Annotated in this window: 19 protein-coding genes and 1 pseudogene; 8 read left to right on the forward strand and 12 right to left on the reverse strand. The window is 67.9% G+C overall.

Annotated elements, in window-relative coordinates; translation table 11 throughout:
* Positions 1–95 precede the first annotated feature (95 nt).
* From G537_RS0123670 to G537_RS0123680, 3 genes are all read right to left on the reverse strand, one after another.
* On the reverse strand, positions 96–1529 hold the full coding sequence (locus G537_RS0123670) for an extracellular solute-binding protein (protein ID WP_026872224.1): 1434 nt from the start codon (positions 1527–1529) through the stop codon (positions 96–98).
* An 83-nt stretch (positions 1530–1612) separates the two neighbouring features.
* The gene (locus tag G537_RS0123675) at positions 1613–2704 is read right to left on the reverse strand and encodes an ABC transporter ATP-binding protein (RefSeq protein WP_026872225.1); all 1092 of its coding nucleotides are present in this window, start codon (positions 2702–2704) and stop codon (positions 1613–1615) included.
* Positions 2705–2804: 100 nt separating this feature from the next.
* On the reverse strand, positions 2805–3518 hold the full coding sequence (locus G537_RS0123680) for a GntR family transcriptional regulator (protein ID WP_211230483.1): 714 nt from the start codon (positions 3516–3518) through the stop codon (positions 2805–2807).
* A gap of 129 nt (positions 3519–3647) precedes the next feature.
* On the opposite strand from G537_RS0123680, the gene G537_RS0123685 reads away from it, so the two are divergent.
* On the forward strand, positions 3648–4889 hold the full coding sequence (locus G537_RS0123685) for an iron-containing alcohol dehydrogenase (RefSeq protein ID WP_026872227.1): 1242 nt from the start codon (positions 3648–3650) through the stop codon (positions 4887–4889).
* A gap of 11 nt (positions 4890–4900) precedes the next feature.
* Positions 4901–6394, forward strand: a complete 1494-nt coding sequence (locus G537_RS0123690) for an NAD-dependent succinate-semialdehyde dehydrogenase (RefSeq protein ID WP_026872228.1) — start codon at positions 4901–4903, stop codon at positions 6392–6394.
* Here the strand turns inward: G537_RS0123690 and G537_RS0123695 are convergent, their stop codons facing one another.
* The 5 genes from G537_RS0123695 to G537_RS0123715 all read right to left on the reverse strand — a co-directional run bounded on the left by G537_RS0123695 (position 6395) and on the right by G537_RS0123715 (position 11767).
* A complete protein-coding gene (locus tag G537_RS0123695; RefSeq protein WP_026872229.1) occupies positions 6395–7240 on the reverse strand; it encodes a carbohydrate ABC transporter permease in 846 nt (281 codons plus the stop codon). It abuts the gene before it with no gap.
* Entirely contained in the window at positions 7240–8178 is a 939-nt protein-coding gene (locus G537_RS0123700; protein ID WP_026872230.1) for a carbohydrate ABC transporter permease, read from the reverse strand. The genes G537_RS0123695 and G537_RS0123700 overlap by 1 nt, the downstream gene beginning before the upstream one ends.
* Positions 8175–9281 carry an enolase C-terminal domain-like protein gene (locus G537_RS0123705; protein WP_026872231.1) on the reverse strand — a complete coding sequence of 369 codons (1107 nt, stop codon included), beginning with the start codon at positions 9279–9281 and terminating at the stop codon, positions 8175–8177. Before G537_RS0123705 ends, G537_RS0123700 begins: the two co-directional genes overlap by 4 nt.
* 65 nt (positions 9282–9346) lie before the next feature.
* A complete protein-coding gene (locus G537_RS0123710) occupies positions 9347–10591 on the reverse strand; it encodes an extracellular solute-binding protein (RefSeq protein WP_026872232.1) in 1245 nt (414 codons plus the stop codon).
* A 36-nt stretch (positions 10592–10627) separates the two neighbouring features.
* The gene (locus tag G537_RS0123715) at positions 10628–11767 is read right to left on the reverse strand and encodes a mandelate racemase/muconate lactonizing enzyme family protein (RefSeq protein WP_026872233.1); all 1140 of its coding nucleotides are present in this window, start codon (positions 11765–11767) and stop codon (positions 10628–10630) included.
* A 96-nt stretch (positions 11768–11863) separates the two neighbouring features.
* On the opposite strand from G537_RS0123715, the gene G537_RS0123720 reads away from it, so the two are divergent.
* The 3 genes from G537_RS0123720 to G537_RS39555 all read left to right on the forward strand — a co-directional run bounded on the left by G537_RS0123720 (position 11864) and on the right by G537_RS39555 (position 15074).
* Positions 11864–12571, forward strand: a complete 708-nt coding sequence (locus G537_RS0123720; RefSeq protein WP_051249015.1) for a GntR family transcriptional regulator — start codon at positions 11864–11866, stop codon at positions 12569–12571.
* Positions 12572–12774: 203 nt separating this feature from the next.
* Positions 12775–13821 (forward strand): sugar phosphate isomerase/epimerase family protein, encoded by a 1047-nt coding sequence (locus G537_RS0123725; RefSeq protein WP_026872235.1) that lies wholly within the window; start codon positions 12775–12777, stop codon positions 13819–13821.
* Between the two features lie 17 nt (positions 13822–13838).
* Positions 13839–15074 carry a Gfo/Idh/MocA family protein gene (locus G537_RS39555; RefSeq protein ID WP_081688999.1) on the forward strand — a complete coding sequence of 412 codons (1236 nt, stop codon included), beginning with the start codon at positions 13839–13841 and terminating at the stop codon, positions 15072–15074.
* Between the two features lie 154 nt (positions 15075–15228).
* Here the strand turns inward: G537_RS39555 and G537_RS44750 are convergent, their stop codons facing one another.
* Positions 15229–15669: an amidohydrolase family protein gene (locus G537_RS44750; RefSeq protein ID WP_211230484.1), complete on the reverse strand. Its 441-nt coding sequence runs from the start codon at positions 15667–15669 to the stop codon at positions 15229–15231.
* Entirely contained in the window at positions 15567–16040 is a 474-nt protein-coding gene (locus G537_RS44755) for a hypothetical protein (RefSeq protein WP_211230485.1), read from the reverse strand. The genes G537_RS44750 and G537_RS44755 overlap by 103 nt, the downstream gene beginning before the upstream one ends.
* Positions 16041–16101: 61 nt before the next feature.
* Between G537_RS44755 and G537_RS45180 the strand changes: the two are divergent.
* The 3 genes and pseudogenes from G537_RS45180 to G537_RS0123745 all read left to right on the forward strand — a co-directional run.
* Positions 16102–16548 (forward strand): annotated as a pseudogene (locus G537_RS45180) (TRAP transporter small permease); the annotation flags it as partial.
* A 178-nt stretch (positions 16549–16726) separates the two neighbouring features.
* Positions 16727–17773: a TRAP transporter large permease gene (locus G537_RS45185; protein WP_245579108.1), complete on the forward strand. Its 1047-nt coding sequence runs from the start codon at positions 16727–16729 to the stop codon at positions 17771–17773.
* 54 nt (positions 17774–17827) lie between these two features.
* Positions 17828–18100, forward strand: coding sequence for a 2Fe-2S iron-sulfur cluster-binding protein (locus G537_RS0123745; RefSeq protein WP_026872236.1), 273 nt, complete (start codon positions 17828–17830; stop codon positions 18098–18100).
* Between the two features lie 88 nt (positions 18101–18188).
* On the opposite strand, the gene G537_RS0123750 is transcribed toward G537_RS0123745, so the two are convergent.
* Both G537_RS0123750 and G537_RS0123755 read right to left on the reverse strand, forming a co-directional pair.
* Positions 18189–19904, reverse strand: a complete 1716-nt coding sequence (locus G537_RS0123750; RefSeq protein WP_026872237.1) for a tannase/feruloyl esterase family alpha/beta hydrolase — start codon at positions 19902–19904, stop codon at positions 18189–18191.
* Between the two features lie 44 nt (positions 19905–19948).
* Positions 19949–21310, reverse strand: coding sequence for an MFS transporter (locus tag G537_RS0123755; RefSeq protein ID WP_026872238.1), 1362 nt, complete (start codon positions 21308–21310; stop codon positions 19949–19951).
* Between the last annotated feature and the right edge of the window lie 10 nt (positions 21311–21320).

The raw sequence follows: 21320 nt of genomic DNA on the forward strand, positions 1-21320 counted from the left end.
GATCGCAATTCTGCCTGTCGGATCCGGCCCGCGTGGCTGCGGCTCGGGGCTGCTGCCGCCGGCCCGGACAACCGGCGGCAGCAGCCTCCGTCAGATCATTCGATCAAGCCCGCCTCGGTCAGCAGGTTCTGCTGGAACTTGGCGATGTTGTCCAAGGTCGTCTTGGCGTCCTGCTTGCCGGTGATCGCGAGATCGAACTGGTCCTGCTGCTGGGTCAGCAACTCGAAGAACTGGGGCACGTGCCACACGTCCTTCTGCCAGTCCAGCGACGGGGCCCAGGCTCGGTTCCAGGGGCGATAGGTCACGTATTTGGGATCCGAATACACGGACTTGATCGCCGACTGGCCGCCCGCCGCCGCGAACTGGTGCTGGATGTCGGACGACAGCCACCACTTCACGAACTCCACGGCCTCCTTGATCTGGATGTCGGTGGTCCAGGTGGTCAGCACAAAGGGCTGTCCTCCGATATTGGACCAGCGGACCATCTTGCCGTCGGGTCCTGTGGTTCCCGGCATGAGGCCGAACACCAGCTTGTCCGAAACTTTCGAGGTCTTCGGGTCGAGCGAGGCTTCGCCCAGGCCGATCCAGTTGACGTTCATGGCCACCTTGCCTTCGCGGAACAGCTCGTCCGTCTTGAAGATGTCCATGGTGCCGGTCTTGGCCACCGGCGGCATGTACTCGATCAGGCTCAGATACGTCTCCAGCGCCTTGACCGCGGCCGGTGAATTCACCACGCCCTCCGCCTGACCTTGCGGCACCTGGGTCTCATCCCAGATGTTGCCGCCCATCTGCCAGATGAAGCCGTTGATCTGCATGGATGAGAAGTCGTAGCTTTTCCCGGCTTGGAAGGCGATACCGTAGAAATCGTCTTCGGCAGGCTTGCCCGCCAGCATCTCTCCCTTCTTACGCCGGAAGAACTCGCCGACATTCCTGAAATCGTCCCAGGTCATGGCGTCGATCTCTTCACCCGTGCAGGGCAGCTTCTTCTGGTACTTCGCCATGAAGTTCTTCTGCTCGGTCTCGTCGCAGATGATGTCCTTGCGCGCGAAGGTGACCAGCACGTCGGGAAACTGCGGGAAGCCGTAGTAGTTTTCCGACTTGTAGGGATAGGTCGCGTAGGCGTTCAGCGGGTTGGGATGGATTTCCATGAACGCTTTCTTGAACTCGGGATCGGCGTCCAGGAGATCATTGATCTTCCGGAAATACCCGCCCTCGACGAAGGCGCCCAGCCACTGCGAGTCCGACACGATGAAGTTGTACTTCTGCTCGCCGGAGGTGAGCGAGGCGTTCACGCGGGTATAGAAATCGGGCCAGGGAATGAAGTCGACGTCGAGCTTCACGGTGTTTCCGGATTTCGGCTTGTACTGCTCGTCGAAGAACTTCTTCATGATACGCGTCGGCGGCCAGTCGGGCACCGCCATCGACAGCGTCACCTCTTCGGCCAAGGAAAACCTGGCCCCGCCCATCATCAGGACAGCAGCCAGTCCCGCTGCCGCCACTGCGCCTTTGATCTTCGTCGTCGCCGTCATCTTCAGATCTCCTCCCATGTATTATCGGCGGTCTTTTATTGTGTTTTGGTCTTATGCCTCTTCTGGTCCTTGGGCCTCCTGCGTCAGGTGATCGCCTGTCCGTTCGAGGCCCGGAAGACGTGGAGCTTTCCAGGATCGAGAACGATCGAGGCCTGCTGACCGGGCTGCAGGCCCGAAGCCGCCGCTTCCGGCAGCACCAGCCGAAGCGTCTCTCCGCCGGCCGCCATCGAGATCACCGTGACGTCGCCCAGCGGCTCCAGCATGGCGACGCTCGCCGCCACACCGCCTTCGTCGCCTGTGGCCAGGCGGATGTCGCTCGGCCGGATGCCCACCACGGCCGCTTCGCCGGCTTCCGCGGTGCTCAGCTTGCGCGGGCACGGCAGGGGGCCGATCGCGGACTCGATGACGGTGCCGTCGCGGGCCAGCGTGCCTTTGATCATGTTCATGGCGGGCGAGCCGATCTTGCCGGCCACGTACAGATCGCGCGGCGCTTCGTAGAGCTCGTCGGGCGTTCCGGTCTGCACCACGCCGCCGTCCCGCAGCACGGCGATCTCCTCGCCCATCGACAGCGCCTCGAGCTCGTCGGGCGTCGCATAGACGATCGTGAGTCCGAACTGGCGGTGCAGCCGCTTGAGCTCGGCGCGCATGTCGTGCCGGAGCTTGGCGTCGAGATTGGTCAGGGGCTCGTCCAGCAGCAGGATCCGGGGGCGCCGGATCAGCGACCGGCCGAGCGCGACCCGCTGCTGCTCGCCGCCCGAGAGCGTGCCGGGCTTGCGGTCGAGCTTCGCGTCGAGCCGGAGCATCGCCGCCGTCTCCCGCACGCGGCGATCGATCTCCTGCCGCCCCTCCCCGGCTTCGACCAGCGGGTAGGCCAGATTCTGATAGACGGTGAGATGCGGATAGAGCGCGAAGGACTGGAACACCATCGACACGCCGCGTCCCACGATCGGCTCGTGGGTCCAATCCCGACCGAAGATCTCGACGCGGCCCCGATCCGGCGCGACGAGACCGGCGATCATGCGCAGCGTCGTCGTCTTGCCGACCGAGCTGGGCCCGAACAGCACGAAGAAGCGGCCTTCCGCGACGCTGAACGACAGGTTGCGCAGGGCTGTGACGCGTCCATAGGACTTGCTGACATTCGTCAGGCTCAGCGCGCAGGCGTCGACCTGTCCCATCGCTACCTCCCCTTCATCCCAGCGTATCACGGATCCGCTCACCGCTGGCGACTCCCGCATTCGGGCGAGGGATGCGTGCCGGGCGGAACCACAGCCACCATCAGTCGAATGCCGGCAGCAGGCGGTCGCGCGACCGCTCGATATGCGTGCGCATCGCCCGCTCGGCTTCGTCCGGGTCGCGCCGGGAGAAGGCGGCGAGGATCGCCGCGTGCTCGTCGAGCGCCTCCTCGGTCACCCGCGAATGGAACATCAGGCGGAAGATGTGGAAATGAGTGTGCTGGTGCGCCAGCGTCTCGCGGATGAGCTCGTTGCCGGCGACCGCGAGGATCTTGTCGTGGAACACCGCGTCCTCGCGCGCGAACTGGGAGTAGCGGGCCCGTGCGTCCGGTCCGTCCGGGCGCGACATCACTCCCGCCGCTTCGGTCAACTCCTGCATCGCCGCATCCGTCATTGCCGCCGCAGCCCTGCGCGCCGCGTCGGGCTCGAGCAGCAGGCGCAGCTCGTACAGCTCGGTGAAGCGCCGGCGCGAGATCTGGGGCGCCGCGCTGTAGCCGACGAGATGCGTCTTGACCACCAGGCCTTCGCCCTCCAGGCGGCCGAGCGCCTCGCGGATCGGAGTCTGCGACACGTTGAACTCGCGCACCAGGGCGTCGACCGTGATGCGGCCGCCGGGAGGGATCTTCAGGGCCATCAGCTGGGCGAAGATCGCCTCGTAGACCTCTTCAGCGAGGCTGGCGCCCCGCTGGATCACCGGGGCGCTCTCGCCCGGATAGGCCGCCGGATGGGACGCGGAGAGTGGATTCTGGCTGCGCACTGCTTTGTCCCTTGACAACGCAGCAGAGCTAGCACGATCCTTCGCTGCATTCAATACGATATCCTATACGATTTGATATAGGATGTCGGAGAAGCGATCTTCCAGCGTCATCAATGGATGGAGCTGATCGTGACGTCCTTCTCGGCGATCCGGCTGCCCAGGGAGATCCTGTTCGGCAAAGGCCAGCGCGACGCCCTGCCCGCGGTCGCCGGCCGCCTCGGGCGGCGGGCTCTGCTGTGCACCGACGAGCGCCTCGCCACGTCATCCGATTTCGAGCGGATGCTGGACGGGCTGCGCAAAGCCGGCCTTGCCGTCATGGTCTATGGCCGTGTATTGCCGGACGTGCCGCGCGACAGCGCCGCCGGCTGCGCCGAGGAGGCGCGCGGCTTCGCGCCCGACCTCGTCATCGGCATCGGCGGCGGCAGCTGCCTCGACATGGCGAAATGCGCCGCCCTGCTGCTCACCCATGGCGGCCGGCTGCCGGACTATTACGGCGAGTTCAAGGTGCCGGGCCCGGTGCTGCCGGTCGTCGCCGTTCCGACCACTGCGGGGACCGGGTCGGAAGCGACGCCGGTCGCCGTGATCTCCGACCCGGACCGGATGCTGAAGGTCGGCATCTCGAGCCCGCACCTCATCCCGGCTGCGGCCATCTGCGACCCCGACCTCACCCTCTCCTGCCCGCCCGGCCTGACCGCGGTCGCCGGCGCCGACGCGCTGACCCACGCCATCGAGGCGTTCACCGCGGGCCGGCGCCCGTCCTCGCCGGAGCTCGCGCAGCAGCACGTCTTCATCGGCAAGAGCGTGCTGACCGACCATTTCGCGCTCCTCGCCATTCGCCTCCTCGGGCGCAGCCTCGAACGCGCCTGGCGCGACGGGGGCGACGAGGATGCGAGGGCCGAGGTGATGATGGCGGCCTTGGCCGCGGGCTGCGCCTTCGGCACGGCGGGCACGGCGGCGGCGCATGCCATCCAGTATCCCGTCGGCGCCCTGACCCACACGCCCCACGGCCTGGGCGTCGCGACCGCCCTGCCCTATGTGATGCGCTTCAACCGCGCCGCGGCGCTGGACGAGATGGCGGAGATCGCCGTCACGCTCGGGGTCGGTGGCGGGCGCACCACCCGCGCGGCGCTGGCCGACGCCGCCATCGACGAGGTGATGCGGCTGCTGCGCGCCATCGGCATCACGCCGACGCTCGCCGGCCTCGGCCTGCCCGCCGATAAGCTGGACTGGACCGCCGAGCAGGCGGTCGGCATCGAGCGCCTGATCAAGAACAATCCGCGCCCGATCGGGCTCGCCGAGATGCGCCGGCTGGTCGATGCCGCCTATCGCGGCGATCTGGCAGCCGCGGCATCCGACCCTGTCCTCGAATAAGGGCTCCGGCCATGACCCTCGCGACGCCGCTCTCAGCCCCGCTCCCCTCCTCCGCATCGGGCCTCGATCCGGCGAGCTGCGCCCGCGGCCTCTTCATCGGCGGCGAATGGCTGTGGCCGGCGGGACGCAAGCCGATCCCCGTCATAGATCCGTCGACCGAACAGCTCCTGGCCGAGGTGCCGGACGCATCGGTCGAGGATGCGGCCGCCGCGGTCGAGGCGGCGGCGCGGGCGGCCGGGGCGTGGCGCTCGACGCCGCCGCGCCGGCGGTCGGAGATCCTGCGCCGCTGCTTCGAGCTGATGACGGAGCGCGCCGAGGACCTGGCGCGGCTGATCGCGCTGGAGAACGGCAAGGCCCTGCGCGACGCCCGCGGCGAGGTCGCCTACGCCGCCGACTTCTTCCGCTGGAACGCGGAAGAGGCGGTGCGCATCTGCGGCGATTTCATGCTCTCCCCCACCGGGGCGAACCACATCGTCGTCGATTACGAGCCGATCGGCATCTGCGTGCTCGTCACGCCCTGGAACTTCCCTGCGGCGATGGCCACCCGCAAGATCGCGCCGGCGCTGGCCGCCGGCTGCACCGTGGTGCTGAAGCCGGCGAGCGAGACGCCGCTGACCGCCTATGCGCTCGCCGCCCTGTGCGCCGAGGCCGGCGTGCCGCCGGGCGTCGTCAACGTGCTGACCACCTCCGCCCCCGGCCCGGTGACGGCGGCGATGCTGGCGGATCCCCGGGTGCGCAAGCTGTCCTTCACCGGCTCCACCCAGGTCGGCCGGGTGCTGCTCGCCGAGGCGGCAAAGCATGTCGTGAGCTGCTCGATGGAGCTCGGCGGCAACGCGCCGCTGATCGTCTTCGATGACGCCGATCTGGAGTTGGCGATCGAAGGCGCCATGCTGGCCAAGATGCGCAATGGCGGCGAGGCCTGCACCGCCGCCAACCGCCTCTATGTGCAATCCGGCCTCTACGACCGGTTCGCGGTGGAGCTGGCGGCGCGCATGGCGGCGCTGAAGCTCGGCCCCGGCGCCGACCCCGCCACCGAATGCGGCCCGATGATCAACCCGGCCGCGGTCGGCAAGATCGAGCGGCTGGTGGACGACGCCCTGTCGCGCGGCGCCCGGCTGCTCTGCGGCGGCCGGCGGCCGGACGGGCCCGGCTATTTCTATCCGCCGACCGTGCTGGACGGGGTGCCGGCCGATGCCGCCATGGCGCGGGAGGAGATCTTCGGGCCGGTCGCCGCGCTCAGCCGCTTCGAGACCGAGGACGAGGCCGTCGCCCTCGCCAACGCCACCGAATACGGCCTGGCCGCCTATGTCTTCACCCGAGACCTGGCGCGCGGGCTGCGGGTCTGCCGGCGCATCGAGACCGGCATGGTCGGCCTCAACCGCGGGCTGGTCTCCGATCCGGCGGCGCCGTTCGGCGGCACCAAGCAGAGCGGGCTCGGACGGGAGGGCGGCGCGCAGGGCGTGCTGGAATTCCTCGAGGCCAAGTACATCGCGACGCGGCTCTGATCAGCCCTTCACCGCCCCGGCCGTCAGGCCCCGCACCATGACCCGCTGCACGATTGCGAACAGCACGATGACCGGCACGATGCTGATGATGCCCCCGGCCGAGAGCGCACCCCAGGGCAGCTGGAATTCCCCGACCATGAGCTGCAGCCCGACCGGCCAGGTTCGCGACCCGGTGCTGGTCGTCAGCATCAGCGCGAACAGGAACTCGTTCCAGGCCCCGATCGCCACGAAGACCGCGGTGGCGACCAGCCCGCCCATCACGAGCGGCAGGACGATGCGCAGCATCGCGCCGATGCGCGAGGCACCGTCGATGCGGGCGGCATCCTCCAGCTCGGACGGCACCGCATCGAAGAACCCCTTCATCATCCAGATGAAGACCGGCAGCAGGAACGTCGTGTAGGCCAGGGCCAGGCCGAGGCGGCTGTCGAGCAGGCCGAGGCTCCGCATCAGGATGAACAGCGGCACGATGATCATCACCGCCGGGAACATCCGGACCACCAGGTAGAACAGCATCAGCTCGCGCCGGCCGCGGAAGCGGTAGCAGGCGACGGCATAGGAGGCGAGCGTCCCGATCACGACGCAGATCGCCACGGTCGTCAGCGTCACGACGGCGCTGTTGACGATCAGCGTCGGGAAGTTCGACCGCGTCCAGATCGCGACGTAGTTCTCGAACGTCACCCGGTCCGGGATGTACCGGATCATCGTGGTGACGATGTCCGATTCCGGCTTGAGGGAGGTCAAGAGAGCCCAGAGCACCGGGAACATCGCGAAGGCCACGATCGACAGGGCCGTGGCATAGCAGAGCAGGATTTGGAACCGGCGCCGGGCGGAACGGCTGCGAAGCATCAGTCCCTCATCGCGTTGGAGAGCTTCACATAGGCGTAGCTGAACACCATCAGCAGCAGGAACATGACCACGGACAGCGCGCTGGCGTAGCCGAAGTTGAATTCCTTGTTCGCCTTCAGAAAGGCGTAGAGCGACAGCACCTGGGTCGAGCGTCCCGGCCCGCCGCCGGTCAGGATCAGCAGGATGTCGGGCGAGTTCACCAAGCTGATGACGCGCAGCACGACGGTCGCCACGATCACGACCCGCAGCTGCGGCAGGGTCACATCAACGAACTGGCGCCACAGGCCGGCGCCGTCGGTCGCCGCCGCCTCGTAGAGGTCGCCGGGGATCCCCTTCAGGGCTGCCAGCAGCAGCAGCGCGAAGAAGGGGAAGCCGTGCCAGATCTCCACCACCATGGCGGCGAACATCGCCGTGTCCGGATCCGCGAACCATGCCTTGTAGCTGCCGAGGACACCGATGCGCACCAGGATGTCGTTGAGCACGCCGAGGCGCGGGTCCAGCATCAGCGCCCACATATGGCCGGCGACGACGTTCGGCAGGAACCAGGGCAGCAGCACCATGATCCCGAGCAGGCGGAAGCCCGGCAGGCTGGTGTTGAGCACGAGTGCGGTCAGAAGCCCGAGCAGAAGCTCGCCGGCCGCCGCCCCCGCGACCCACACGACGGTGTTCTTCAGCGACAGCCAGAAGACCGGGTCTCCGGCCAGGGCGAGATAGTGCTTGAGGCCGACGAAGCCGGTTCCGAGGTCGACCCGGTTGAGTCGCATCTCGCGGACGCTGAGCACCATGCCCCACAGCGTCGGGTACAGGACGACTGCCAGGATCAGCACCAGGCTGGGCAGCAGAAGGTAATAGGCCCAGCGCCGGCTCTCCGACAGGCGGCCGAACCGGCCGAGCCGGCGGGACGCCGCCGGCGCCGAGGGCAGGCCCAGCGCCGTCATGCCCGCGCCACGGCGGTGGCCTCGATCCGCTCCCAATCGACGTCGAATCCGATCCCTGGACGATCCGAGACCGTGAGCACGCCGCCTTCGATCGACAAGGGCCCGAGGTTGCCAAGGCCCGCGATCTGCTCGCTCGAGATGACCAGCTGCTCGTAGTAGTCGTTGTTGCGGATCGCGGCGCAGAGCTGGGCGTTGGCGAGGCCCATCCCGTGCACCTGTGCCCGCATGCCATGGGCTTCCGCCAGATGCGCGATCTTGACCGCTCCGGTCAGGCCGCCCTTGTAGAAGGTGCTGGTCCGCGCCATGTCGAGCGCGCCGGCCTGGATCCAGCTGGCCATGTTCCAATGGCAGCCGTCCGAGGTCTCCGCCGCCAGGACCGGGATGTCGAGCGCATCGCACAGCTTGCGGTACGAGCCCAGCTCGAACTCCCGCATCGGCTCCTCGTACCAGAGGAAGCCCTCCGCCTCGAGCACCCGGCCGAACTGCAGGGCGGTGACGTAGTCCCAGCCGGCCGACCCGTCGAACATCAGATCCGCGTCGGGCCCGGCCCAGCGCCGCAGGTTGCGCGACAATGCCGCATCCTCCTTCGCGTCGCCCCAGGCGTGCAGCTTGAAGGCGGTGAAACCCGCATCGATGCACTCCTTGATGTGCCGCTCGTATTCGCCCATCGAATCCCAGGTGACCGTGGATGCGTAGGCCGGCACCTGGCGGTCGTGGCCGCCGAGCAGCTGATGGAGCGGCATCCCGGCGGCCTTCGCCTTGATGTCCCAGGCGAGCAGGTCGACGATGCCGAGATGCGGCATCGGGATCTCTTCGATCCGGTCGATCTCCCAGATCAGCGTCCAGAGCCGTTCGGTCAGGAGCGGGTTCTCGCCGACGAGGCGCTTCAGCCGCCGGTCGACGAGGCTCAACGCGCTCCAGGCGTTCGCCACCTCGATCGCGCCGGTGATGCCGGCATCTGTGTCCATGCGGATCACGGCCTTCAGCGGCTTCCGGTCCGCCGGGGTGCCGTCGCCGGATCCGGCCAGCCCCTTGCGCCAACGATAGGGGTGGGCCGGGTGCTCGGTCTCGACCACCCAGCAGCGGATGTCCGCGATGCGCATGCCGTGCCTCCCTCGAACCTTGGTCTTGCGCCGTAAGGCGCTGCGGCGAGACGGCCGCCGGCCCGCTATTGCAGGGCCGCCTCGAGGCCGGCCATCAAGGCATCGACGCAGGCTTCCGGCGTGCTCTGGCCGACCAGCACCTTCTGGAATTCGGGAAGCACGACATTGTCGTTCCATCCCGCGGACCCGATGAATTTGGGCGGCAGGCGGCCGAACTTCGTCGTTTCGACCGCGGCGCCGTAGAGCGAATTGCCGGTGATGCGGCTGTCGGACGCCGCCTCCGGCGAGGCCGGGAAGTACCCTGTCTGCTCCAGGAACGCGATCGCAGCGTCGGGTTCCGCCCAGAAGGCGAGCCAGGCCCAGGCGGCATCGGCATTGGCGTCCGACATCAGGCCGTTGAACTGATAGGTCAGCCGGGCGATGTGGGCGGCAGGGCCGGCCGGGCGCACCGCCGTCATGAACTGGCCCGGCTTCATCGCGCCGGAGATCTCCACCAGCGATCCGGTGTGGTGCCAGACCATGGCGGTCTGGCCCGTCTTGAACGCCTCCATGATCTGCCGATAGCTGTCATTGGGCGCGCTGGGCGGGCAGACCTTGTGCCGCGTGAACAGCTCCGACAGGAAGGTGACCGCCTCGATGGCCTTGGGCTTGTCCATCGCCGGCTTGCCGTCCACGACGATCGGCGAGCCGAAGCTCTCGATCATGTCGACCACGAATTGGTAGCCGCCGGCCCCGCCGCGCAGGCCGAAGCCGTAGCGACCCTTCGCCGGGTCGGTCAGCTTGATCGCGGCGTCCTGGAATTCGGCCATGGTCTTTGGAGGCCCGCCGATGCCGGCCTCGTCGAACCAGTCTTTCCGGTAGTACATCCAGTCGACGAAGGTGAAGGCTGGGATGCCGTAGATCTTGCCGCCGACGCTCGCCCCGGCCCACCGGTCCTCCGGGAATGCCGCCGCCTTGTCCCAGCCCCTGATCCGGTCGGTGAGGTCGATCAGCCCGCCCATCCCGACCATATCGCTGACCCGCTCGGCGGTCACCATCGCCGTGTCGGGCTTCGACCCGGAGACCACCGCCGCGGTGATCTTCGACATGTATTCAGGGTTCGGGATGTTCTCCTGGGTCAGCGAGATGCCGGGATAGCGCTGCTGGAACAGCGCCATCACCGCCTCCAGGCCCTTGAACTCGCTCTCGCTGGTCAGGTGGTGCCAGTAGTTGATCCGGTCTTCCGGCGCCGCCTGGGCGAAGTGCGGCGCGAGCGCCAGAACCGGAACGGCCGCAGCCGTCCGCAGCAATGTGCGCCGATCGACGAGCATGACGTGTCCTCCCCTGGTTTGCGTTCTTGGATCTGGTCAGGTCGACAGCCGGATCGGCGTCGACGCCGGGGCCGGGGGCAGGTCCTCCGGCCGCAGCACCTCCGGCGCCGCTCCGGCCCGAGCCTGGGCGGACAGCGCGAGGCCATGGCCCGGCCGGTCCGGCGCGAAGGCATAGCCGTCGCGCAGGACGATCGGCTTCTCGACCAGGTGGTTGTAGTTCTGGAACGAATATTCCAGCCAGTTGGCCTCGGGCAGGGCGGCGGCCAGGTGGACCCCGATCTCCAGCGATGTGTTGCCGAGCGTCACGGGGATGCCGTGCTCCGCCGCCAGCCAGCCCGCCTTCATCACGTCGCCGATATGGCCGTGGACGTTGAGAAGATCAGCGCCGCGGCCTTCCAGCAGGCGGCGCTTGCCGCGCAGGTCGAGATACTCGCCGGAATTGACCAGCACATGCGGCGCGGCCAGGCGGATCTCCCGCAGGCCGTCGACGTCGTCGCGCAGGCAGGGGTCCTCCACCCAGAGAATCTCGAATCCGGCACGCCGGAAATGCTCGAGTCGCCGGATCGCCTCCTTCGGCGACCAGGCCTCGTTGGCATCGATCATGATCGGCCCATGGCCTTTCGCGATCTCGGCCACCAGCGCCAGGCGCCGGAGATCCCATTCGATATCGGGATGGCCGACCTTGATCTTGAAGCCGCGATAGCCCTGGTCCCGCGCCTGCCGGAACAGCGACGCGTATTCGTCGTCGGTCAGGTGGAAATCGAGCCCGCTGGCATAGACCCGCACCTTGGGATCGCTGCCGCCGAGGTATCGGTAGAGCGGAAGATCGGCGTCCTGCGCCGCGAGGTCCCACAGCGCCTGGGCCACCGCCTCCTCGAAGGCGAGCGACGTCCGGCGGTTGCTGCCGCCGCGGGGCCGCGTGACGCGGTGGATCAACCCTGCCGGGGCCTGCCCCACCAGGCCGGGCCACGCCTCCTCCGCGAAGACCCGCTCGATCTCGGCCAGCGCCGGCAGCGGATGGAAGAGGCTGTGGAAGAAGCCGGTGCCGGTGCGCCCATCATCCGTGTGCAGCTCGACGACGCCGATATGCGCCTGGGTGATGCGGACTTGGCTGTCGCCGATCACCCGGTCACGGGCGAACTGGAAGCGGGTCAGGGTGAAGTCGGTCAGCCGCATGCTGGGCTCCTCCGCACGCCGTCTTGAACGACGGTTATTGATATATCAATTCGATTATCAGATATTTCTAAATGCGGCAATTGAATCATCAGGCAAATGAGCAGCACGCTGAAACAGTCATCCGGCGAACGCCCGTCGACGCTTGCCGTCGAAGGCGCACCGAATCTCAGCCGCGTCGCCTATGAGCGGTTCAAGGAGGCCCTGTTCGAGCGGAGGCTGCAGCCCGGCGCCTTCATGTCACAGGCGGAGCTGGTCGAGATCGTCGGGTCGCCTCTCGGTCCCCTGCGGGAGGCGCTGCAGGTGCTGCAGGCGGAAGGGCTCGTGACCATCCGGGCCCGTGCCGGCATCGAGATCGCCAAGCCGGACCTGGCGCTCGTCCGCAACTCCTACCAGCTGCGCCTTTTCCTCGAGACGCCCGCCATCCGGCATTTCGCCGAGGCGGCGCCGCGCGACCGGATCGAAGCCATGATCGCGCAGCATCGCGAGGTCGTCGGCTGGGTCGATGGAGCCGATCTCGACCGCGACCTGGCGCGCCGGATCGAGGAGGTCGATCTCAGTCTCCACCTCGGCGCGATCGACGCGCTCGACAATCCCCTCCTCCGCAAGGCGTTCCTGCAGACGCAGGACTACATCCGCCTGATCCGCCTCGACCACCACTATGCCTACTCGGCGGCGAAGGTGCGGCGGACCATGGCGGAGCATCTCGAGATCCTGGAAGCCTGCCTGGCGAGGGATCCGGACGCCGCCGAGGCGGCGCTCAGAACTCACCTGACACAATCGATCCAGCGGGCGATGGGGCTCTAAGCCCAAGCCGTCGGGTCGGAGGATCGCCCGCCTCGCTCGGGCAATTTGACGGCTGGCCGGGGGCGGGACGTCGAGCTCGGACGGCGTCCGTTCACGCATCAACTTTCGATGCGCGATAGTCGCTATTATCGCACTGACCGGGCAAACCGGGCGTCAAAGGCAGCCAAAGAATGCCTGAATAACTTCAGATCTGGGAGGATCCGATGACCAACAATTTCCCCAAGCTGCACAACGCCGCCTGGCCGGGCATCGTCGGCAAGGGCGGCGAGTCCGAGCCCATCATTCCGCTCGACACGCTCCTGCGTTTGACCGCCGAGGCCGAGGTCGACGGCGCCAGGTTCGACGGCATCGACCTGTTCATCACCGATCCGCATGTCTCGATCGACAGCGACGGGGATGCGGTCAAGCGGATGGCCGATCATATCGCCGGCTATGGGCTGAAGGTGGGCTCCTTCGTCGCGCCGATCTGGGGCGGTGCCGGCGGCGGATCGGCCATGGGCTCCGCCGACGACCGCAGGCGCTTCGTCACACAGGTCAGGAAAGCCTGCGTCATCGGACAACAGATGCGCGAGCTGGGCATCCGGCCCACCGGCGGCATCCGGATCGACTCCTCCACCGGCGTCGAGGCTTGGAGCCAGGATCCGGAAGGCAATACCCGTTTGATCGCGCAGACCTTCCGGGACGCGGCCGACATCGCCGAGGACCATGGCGAATTCCTCGTCGCCGAGGGCGAGATCTGCTGGGGCGGCATGCATTCCTGGCGCGAGATGGTGAAGCTGCTCGAGCTCGTCGACCGCCCGGGCGTGGTCGGCTACCAGGCCGACATGGCGCATTCGATGCTCTACACGCTCGGCACCAACGCCGAGCAGGACCGCATCCTGCCGAGGGATTTCGACTGGTCCGATCACGCGACGCTCGACGCCGCCTACCGGAAGGTGGCCGATGCCCTCCGGCCCTGGACCATGGATTTCCACGTCGCGCAGAATGACGGCACCGTCTTCGGCTCGGGCGACCATGAGAAGACCGGCCGCCACTGCCAGGTCGCGGACCCGAACGGCAAGCTCGATATCGTCAAGCATGCCGGCTACTGGCTGCGCGACGGCGATGGCCATCTCACCAGGCGGATGCGCCATATCTGCTGGGATGGCTGCATGTTCCCGAATGCGGTGATGGAGGACCAGAAGACCTGGAACGCCGTGCTCGGCGCCATGATCAAGGTGCGCGACGCCCATGGCTGGCGCGAAGACTGAAGCGGGGGGAAACAATCATGGCCAAGACACTCAACGTCGGCATGGTCGGCTACGGCTTCATGGCGCGGGCCCATTCCAATGCCTGGGGCAAGGTCTCGCAGTTCTTCGACACCGGCTATCGGCCGGTCCTGAAGGCGGTCGCGGCCCGCAACGGCGAGAAGGCCAAGGCCTTCGCGCAGATGTGGGGCTATGAAGGCGTCGAAAGCGACTGGCGCAGGCTGATCGAGCGCAAGGATATCGACGTGATCGACATCTGCACGCCGAACGACAGCCATGCCGTGATCGCGATCGCGGCGGCCGAGGCCGGCAAGATGGTCACCTGCGAGAAGCCGCTCGCCCGCAGCGCTGCCGAAGGCCTGCCGATGGTGCAGGCGGTCGAGACGGCCGGCGTGCCGAACATGGTCTGGTACAATTATCGCCGCGTGCCGGCGGTGAGCCTGATCAAGCAGATCGTCGACCAGGGCCTGCTCGGCAGGATCTACCACTACCGCGCGAAATTCCTGCAGGACTGGACCATCTCGCCCGATGTGCCGCAAGGCGGCGCCGGGACATGGCGGCTCGATGTCGACGCGGCCGGCTCGGGCGTGACCGGCGACCTGCTCGCGCACTGCATCGATACGGCGATCTGGATCAACGGCTCGATCCAGAGCCTGACCGCCATGACCGAAACCTTCGTCAAGCAGCGCAAGCATGCGCTGACCGGCAAGATGCAGAAGGTCGGCATCGACGATGCGGCGGCGGTGCTGACCCGTTTCTCGAACGGGTCGCTCGGCACCTTCGAATCCACCCGCTACGCGCGCGGGCACAAGGCCGCCTACACGCTGGAGATCAACGGCGAGAAGGGTTCCTTCGCCTGGGACCTGCACGACCTCAACCGCGTCGCCTGGTTCGATCATCGCACGCCCGGCGTGCTCCGCGGCTGGACCTCCATCCTGGTCACGGACGGCGAACACCCCTATCTCGGCAAATGGTGGGTGCCGGGGCTCACCATCGGCTACGAGCATTCCTTCGTGCACCAGGTCGCCGATTTCCTGCAGGGCCTTGCCGATGGCAAGCCGGCTGCGCCGACCTTCCGCGACGCGCTGGAGACGACGGTCGTCTGCGACGCGATCATCGCTTCGGGCAAAGCGGGCGCATGGGTCGATGTCGAGACGCCCAGGCCAGCCAAGGCGCGGAAGACCAAAGTGGTGAAGCCAGCCGTCGCCTCCAAGGCGGGTTCATCCAAGGCGCTCGACAGCAGGGCCAAGGCGTGACTGGCCGCTTCCCCCTTTTCGGCCGGCCTGCCAGGAGGGGCCGTGCCAAAAGCCGCCATGCGGCAGCCTTCGTGATGACGAAGGTGGTTGCGGGACCCGCAGGCAACGATTCTTGCGTTGATTGAGCGGCACGTTCCGAGATGTGCGAAGGCGATCAGAGCCTATAGAACCGCTCCGCGTTGTCATGAAACAACCGCCGCCGCTCCTCCCACGAGAAGCCGAAGGTGATCTGCTTGAACGCGTCGAAGATCGCGTCGTAGCTGCTGAACAGCTTGTCGACCGGGAAGTTGCTGGCGAACATGCAGCGGTCGACGCCGAAGGCCTCGATCGCCGAGAGGACATAGGGCCGGATGCTGTCCACCGTCCAGGTCCAGTCCCCCATGCCGAGGCCGCAGATCTTGCAGGCGACATTCGGCGCCGACGCCAGGCGGCGCATGCCGGCCCTCCAGGCCTCGAAATGCTCCGGGCCGTCGACCTGCATCTCTGTGTGGTTCAGGATGATCTGCGTGTCCGGAAAGGCCCGCGCGAGGTCGTAGGCCTCCTCCATCTGCGGATAATAGATCTGCAGGTCGAAGGACAGGCCGAGATCTCGCAACAGGGCAAAGCCGCGCCGCCAGTCGGCCTCGCCGCAAACGCCTGGCCGGTCGAGATAGGTCTTCGCCGGTCGGGATGATAGTTCAGCGACTGGCGGATGCCCCGGACGTTGCGGAAAGCAAGATGACCTTCGAGGATATCGCGCACATTCGGCAAGGCGAGGTTGGCGTAGCCGACGATGCCGTGCGGAAAGCCGTGCCGGTCGGCGACGCCCTGCAGCCATCGGGTCTCGCCGACCGGATCGGCCGGATCGTAACCGACGTCGAGATGCACCGACTTGACCACGTTCTGGCGGCGGCAATCGGCCAGGAAATGCTCGACCAGATAGCTGCTGCAGATCGGGGAATAGTCGCCGAAAGCGCTCGGCTTCACCCCGTCCTGCAGCCAGGGATAGCGATGGGTCTCGAGATCATAGAGATGGTGATGGGCATCGATGATCGGGAAATGGTCCGAGTCCGCTCCGGCCGCGCCGCGCGTGCGGACGCCGGGCTGGATCGCCGGGCTGGATACCGTGGTCGGCGCTCTCGTCGAAGTCCCTGCCGCGCTTCTGGTCCTGGCGGAGGTCGGCGTGCTGCTGGCCGGCGTGATCTGCCGTTATCTGCTGCACGAACCGCTGATCTGGTCAGACGAGTTCGCCTCGATCCTGTTCCTGTGGCTGGCCATGCTGGGATCGGTGGTCGCCCTGCGCCGCGGCGAGCATATGCGGATGACCGCCGTCATCGGCCCTGAAGCCCCGTCCGCGGGCCTTCCTCGACGTGGTCGCCATCGCCGCCGGGCTGGCTTCCTGGTCCTCGTGGTCGAGCCGGCCTATGAGTTCGCCGCCGACGAGGTCTGGGTGACCACGCCGGCGCTGGAGATCACGAACTCCTGGCGCGCGGCGGCGCTGCCGGTCGGGATGGGCCTGATGATCCTGGTCGGGCTGGTGCGGCTGATCCGGGTCGCCGACTGGCGTGATGCCGCGGCCGCCGTGCTGGCGGTGGCCGCCATCATCGGACTGGCGGCCCTCCTCGGCCCGTCGCTGCGGCCGCTCGGCAACGCCAACGATCGAGATGACCGGCATGGCGCGGGCCATGGTCGCCTTCCTGGCGAGCCTGCTGGGCCATGTGCGCGGCGGGCTGTCCTATGTGCTGATCGGCGCCATGTATCTCGTCTCCGGCATCTCGGGGTCGAAGGCCGCCGACATGGCCGCCGTGGCGCCGGTCCTGTTCCCCGAGATGAAGGCGCGCGGGGCCAAGCCCGGCGACCTCGTGGCGCTGCTGTCGGCGACGGGGGCGCAGACCGAGACCATCCCGCCGTCGCTCGTCCTCATCACCATCGGGTCCGTGACCGGCGTCTCGATCGCGGCGCTGTTCACCGGCGGGCTGCTGCCGGCGGTGGTGCTCGGCCTCGCGCTGGCCGGGCTGGTCTGGTGGCGGTACCGGAACGAGGATCTGTCCAGCGTCCGGCGCGCGAGCGGAAGGGAGATCGGCAAGGCTTTCCTCGTCGCCCTGCCGGCCATCGCCCTGCCCTTCATCATCCGGGCGGCGGTGGTCGAGGGCGTCGCCACGGCGACCGAGGTCTCGACCATCGGCATCGTCTACGCCATAGCCGCGGGCCTGCTGGTCTATCGCCGCTTCGACTGGCGCCGGGTCTATCCGATGCTGGTCGACACCGCCTCGCTGTCCGGCGCGATCCTGCTGATCATCGGCGCCGCCACCGGCATGGCCTGGGCGCTGACCCAGTCCGGCTTCTCGACCCAGCTGGCGGCGCTGATGCGGGAGCTTCCGGGCGGCGTTCCCGCCTTCCTCGCGGTGTCGGTCATCGCCTTCGTGGTGCTGGGCTCCGTGCTCGAGGGCATTCCGGCGATCGTCCTGTTCGGCCCGCTGCTGTTCCCGATCGCGCGGGAGGTCGGGGTGCACGAGGTGCACTATGCGATGGTGGTCATCCTGGCCATGGGGATCGGGCTGTTCGCGCCGCCCTTCGGCGTCGGCTACCACGCCGCCTGCGCGATCAGCCGGATTCATCCCGACGAGGGCATGCGGCCGATCGTCGGGTATCTCATCGTGCTGGCGGTCGGCCTGATCGTGGTCGCGGCGGTGCCCTGGATCTCGATCGGCTTCCTGTGAGGATGCCAGTGCATGGACCAGTCTGCGGACGCTGAGTGACGATCACGGCGAACCATGGTCCATCCGCAGTTCAAGGTCCATTTCCGCCGGGCCCAGGTGACAGCGCATTGCGTGGCGGAGACTAGGCTCGTCTGGGCCGCCAACGCGGCGGGCGTCCGGCTGCAGACAGCCTGCGGCCAGGGCATCTGCGGCACGTGCCGCACCAGGTTGATCTCAGGAACCGTAGATATGAGCCACAAGAGCGGCATCAAACAGTACGAGATCGACCAGGGCTGGATCCTGGCCTGCCGCAGCTGCCCGCTCTCCGACATCGTGATCGATCGCTGACCTGCCGCCGTCTCTCGCACGAACCGACGTCCAGCAAGCCCTTTCTCACACCAGCCGATCCAGCGATGCCGATGATTTCACCGCGCTGTCAGGGAACAGATGGAGCGCAGACGTAGCTCGCCGCCGAAAGCTTGTCGCCGCCGATATATCTCGGATAGTTCGGAAAACGGCACATCGGCCGCGCCGCCTGCACCGCGAAGGGCGGCACCGTCGATTTCATCACCTGGATCAGCGTGTCGGCGGGCGGCTCGCCGGCGGTGACCCAGCGGTCCAGCGGATCGAGCAGGTCGACCATGGTCGGTACCGGCGTGCCGTCGGTCACGCTGACGGCCGGGCCGGTGTGGGTCGAGGCCGGCGAGATGTACAGCCGCGCGGACGTCTCCACGGTCTCATGACCGAGCTTCGCGATGACCGCGTTGAAGTAGTTGATCCCGGCCAGCGGACTCTGCGCCAGATCGCCCATGTTCTCGCGGATGATCAGCTTGCCGCCTCGGGCGAAGAAGGTGGACAGGTCGGGGTTCGACGAGTCGATAATCTCGGAGACCTGCTGCAACCGGGACTGGAAATCCTTCGGGTCGAAGCGGCTCGGATCGAAATCCGGGTCCTTCGCCACGAAGAAGCGCACGAAGTTGGCGCCGTACAGCCATTGCTGCGCCGCGCTCGACGGGTCCACCGCGACGGTCGGCGCCGCCGTCCCGGTGACCCACCGCGTCATCGTGGCGTTCTTCGGATCGGGGGTGGTCTCGTTGCCGTAGAGCCACTGCGGATAGGTCGCCAGCCCGTTCGCGACGGGGAACGGCAGGGTATAGGGCGAATGCACTGCCGAGACGGTTTCGATCTGCGCGTCGGACAGGCAGTGGCCTCCGGCATCGGCGCCGTCCGGGCAGCGCAGCTTCTGCAGGTCGACGTGGGCCGGACAGGCGAGATAATTGTTGACCACCCCGTCGGCGAGCCCATCGAGCGCGTCGCAGGCATCCGAGACGAACCTCGCCAGGGTCACGACCTTGTCCGGCCCCATCCACCCGCCGCGAAGCTGGGGCCGCTGATGGGGGATGTAGGACTGGAACAGCATCGACAGCTGCACGACCGGGACGACGCTGACCACGCCGTCGTAGTCGGCGGGGAAGCGCTGCGCCATGGTCAGCCCCTCGCGCCCGCCCTCGGACCCGCCGAAATAGTAGAGCCGGGAGGGCCCGCGCCGATAGAACGAGCGCATGACGGTCACGGCCACGTCCCTCACCTTCTTGTATGAGGCGTAGCCGTAGTTGATCAGCATCTCGTCGTTGAGGCCGAACGCGCCGATACGGTCCGGCGCGAAGGCCGACGCCTGATGCCCTGAATCCGTGCCGAGGGTGGCATAGCCGCGGGTCAGCGGCAGCGGATCGCCGGGAGCGGCATCGCGCAACGGCGCCAGCCCGGTGATCAGCGTGCCGTTGTAGCCGCCACCGCCATACTGCAGCGCTTTGCCGTTCCAGGCGATCGGCAGATTGACCTGGAAGTTGATCGGTTGTGCCGCGGAGTCGACCGGGGCGATGGCGCCCAGCACCTTGCAGTGGTCCGGCGTGGCCAGGACCGTCTTGCCATCGGAGACCGATTGCGGCGCGGCCGGGACGAAGGTCGCGGAGACGATCGCCGCCGGGCCGCTGGGCAGCCCGATGGCCGAGGGCGGAATGGCCTGCCCGGCGAGGCCGGGGCACGCCGCCTTCAACTCATCGGCGCCCGGTACATCGGTCTGCGCCTGGGCCGTACCCGCCATGAGCACGATCGCGGCGACGGTGCAGAAGCGCACTCGACGGATCACCATCTTCATCCGGCTTCCCCCCGCAAAGAGTCGAACGGCGCATCCTCTCATGCTGCGGTCTCGGACATCGCGGCGACACTGGCAGCGGCAGCCGGTGTCCGGCCCCGCAGCCGGCCCTTGGCCAGCATGCCGGCCGCGGCGATCAGCGCCGGGACCGCGGCGACGCTGAAGACGGTGGCGAGATCCCAGCCGAGGGAGAGCAGGACGCCGCCGACCATGGAGCCCAGGATCGAGCCGGTGCGGCCGACGGCGTTGGCCCAGCTGACCCCGGTGGCCCGACTGGCGGTCGGGTAATAAGCGGCGGCCAGGGCGTTGATGCCGACCTGCGATCCGGCCACGCCGAAACCGGCGCCGAAGATCCCCAGCATCAGCAGCCAGGGCGAGGCCGCGGCGCTGCCCAGCAGCACGATGAAGGCCGCGGCGGCGAGGTAGGAGGCGGCGAGCACGCGGTGCGGCTCGAACCGGTCCATCAGCCGGCCGATGGCGACGGCGCCGATGGTGCCGCCGGTCGCCAGCAGCGCCGCCATCAGCGAGGCCCGCCCCAGCGACCAGCCGGCGCTGGTGATCAGCAGCGGCAGCCAGCTCGACAGCAGGTAGAACACCAGGAGGCTCATGAAGAAGGTCAGCCACAGGAAGATCGTGCCGGCGCCGCGGCCTTCGGCGAAGAGCTGGACGATCGGCAGGCCCTTGGCCTTGCCGGCCCGGGCGAACTCGACCCCGGCAAAATCCTCGGCCGGCGCGATCCGGCGCAGCACCGCGGCGATCCGGTCGGCGCGGCCCTCGCGCAGCGTCAGGTAGCGGGCCGATTCCGGCAGCGCCAGCCACAGCACCGGGACCAGGGCGATCGGCAGCACGCCGCCCAGCACCAGGAGGCCCTGCCAACCATAGGCAGCGACGATCTGCGAGGCGGCCAGGCCGGCGACCGCCGAGCCGATGGTGAAGCCGCAGAACATCAGGGTGACCAGCGTGGCGCGGCGGCGTTCCGGGCAATATTCGGCGGTCAGGGTGATGGCGCTGGGCATGGCGCCGCCGAGGCCGAGGCCGGTGACGAAGCGCCACAGCGTCAGCTCCTCGACCGTTCCCGCCGTGGCCGAAGCCAGGCTGGCGCCGCCGAAGGCCAGCGTGGTCAGGATCAGCACCGATTTGCGCCCGATCCGGTCGGCCAGCGGCCCGAACAGGAAGGCGCCGAGCATCAGCCCGAACAGCCCGGCGCCGAACAGCGGCGCCAGCTGCGCCGGCGTCACGCCCCAGCCCGCCTTCAGCGCCGGGGCGATGAAGCCGATCGCCGCGGTGTCGAAGCCGTCGATCGCCACCACCAGGAAGCAGAGGGCGACGACCGAGATCTGAAACCGCGACAGCGGCTGCGAGTTGATGACGTCCTGGACGTCCATGATGCGCGATTGCGCCATGGCGAAAACC

The sequence above is a fragment of the Inquilinus limosus DSM 16000 genome (genome assembly GCF_000423185.1).
GTDB lineage: Bacteria > Pseudomonadota > Alphaproteobacteria > DSM-16000 > Inquilinaceae > Inquilinus > Inquilinus limosus.